Genomic DNA, 1,567 nt, shown 5'->3' with positions numbered 1-1,567 from the left:
GCCGACGACGAGATCAAGGCCGTGCTCGACTGGGAGATGTCGACCCTCGGCGACCCGCTGACCGACCTCGGCCTGCTGGTGGCCTACGCCGAGCGCAGCACGCTGGACCTGAGCTTCGTGAGCAACGTCAGCGCCGCGCCCGGCTACCCCGGCACCGACGAGGTGATCGCCCGCTACGCCGAGCGCTCGGGACGCGACGTCTCCACGCTCAACTGGTACATCGGCTTCGCGTTCTTCAAGCTGGCGGTGATCCTGGAGGGCATCTACTACCGGTTCAGCCAGGGCAAGACGGTCGGCGCCGGCTTCGAGGCGATCGGCGACGGCGTGCCCCCGCTCGTGGCGCACGGCAACGCCATTCTGAAGGAGGACTGATGGACTTCACGTTCGACGCCACGACGGAAGAGCTGCGGGAGAAGCTGCTGGCGTTCATGGACGAGCACGTCTACCCCGCCGAGCCGGTGTTCCACGAGCAGCTCGCCGAACGCGAGAACCCGTGGACCAGCGTGCCGGTGGTCGAGGAGCTCAAGGCCGAGGCACGCAAGCGCGGGCTGTGGAACTTCTTCCTGCCCGGGGAACACGGCGCGGGGCTGACCAACCTGCAGTACGCGCCGCTGGCCGAGATCACCGGCCGCAGCCCCTCGCTCGCCCCGACCGCGCTCAACTGCGCCGCCCCGGACACCGGCAACATGGAAGTGCTCGCCATGTTCGGCAACGAAAAGCAGCGCGAACAGTGGCTGCAACCGTTGCTGGACGGGGAGATCCGCTCGGCGTTCGCGATGACCGAACCCGACGTCGCCTCCTCCGACGCGCGCAACATCGCCACCCGCATCCGCCGCGACGGCACCGACTACGTGATCAACGGGCGCAAATGGTACATCTCCGGCGCGATGAACCCGAACTGCCGGATCTTCATCGTGATGGGCAAAACCGACCCCGACGCCGAACCACATCGGCAGCAGAGCATGATCCTGGTGCCCAGGGACACCCCCGGCGTGCACATCAAACGCGGCATGCACGTGTTCGGCTACACCGACGGCGACCACGGCGGCCACGCCGAGGTCGTCTTCGACAACGCCCGCGTACCCGCCGACAACCTGATCGCCGAAGAAGGCAGCGGCTTCGCCATCGCCCAGGCCCGCCTCGGCCCCGGCCGCATCCACCACTGCATGCGCCTGATCGGCATGGCCGAACGCGCCATCGAACTGATGTGCCGCAGAGCCACCGCCCGCGAAGCCTTCGGCAAAACCCTCGCCCAGCAAGGCGTGATCCAGGAATGGATCGCCGAGGCACGCGTACGCGTGGAACAGCTACGACTGCTCGTGCTCAAGACCGCCTGGCTCATGGACACCCAGGGCAACAAAGGCGCCCACACCGAGATCCAGACCATCAAGATCGCCACCCCCACCTCCGTCGAATGGATCCTCGACAAAGCCATCCAAACCCACGGCGCCGGCGGCGTCTCACAGGACTTCCCCCTCGCCGAACTCTGGGCAGCCGCCCGCATGCTCCGCCTGGCCGACGGACCCGACGAAGTCCACAAACGCTCACTCGCCCGCCGCGAACTGAA

The 1,567-nt window shown here is 67.4% G+C and carries 2 protein-coding genes; both read left to right on the top strand.

Features of this window, described 5'->3' with window-relative positions; all coding sequences use genetic code 11:
• Positions 1–372: phosphotransferase (locus DI005_RS18900; RefSeq protein ID WP_147263865.1), on the top strand; the 372-nt coding region annotated here is incomplete at its 5' end.
• Positions 372–1,567, top strand: a 1,196-nt coding sequence (locus tag DI005_RS18895) for an acyl-CoA dehydrogenase family protein (RefSeq protein ID WP_113642980.1), incomplete at its 3' end; no start/stop codon positions are given. The genes DI005_RS18900 and DI005_RS18895, both read left to right, overlap by 1 nt.

Origin of the sequence: Prauserella sp. PE36 (assembly GCF_003311655.1) — a bacterium.
Classification (GTDB): domain Bacteria; phylum Actinomycetota; class Actinomycetes; order Mycobacteriales; family Pseudonocardiaceae; genus Prauserella_A; species Prauserella_A endophytica.
Note: the sequence above shows the minus strand (reverse complement) of the source record. Positions and strands in the feature narration are given on the sequence as shown.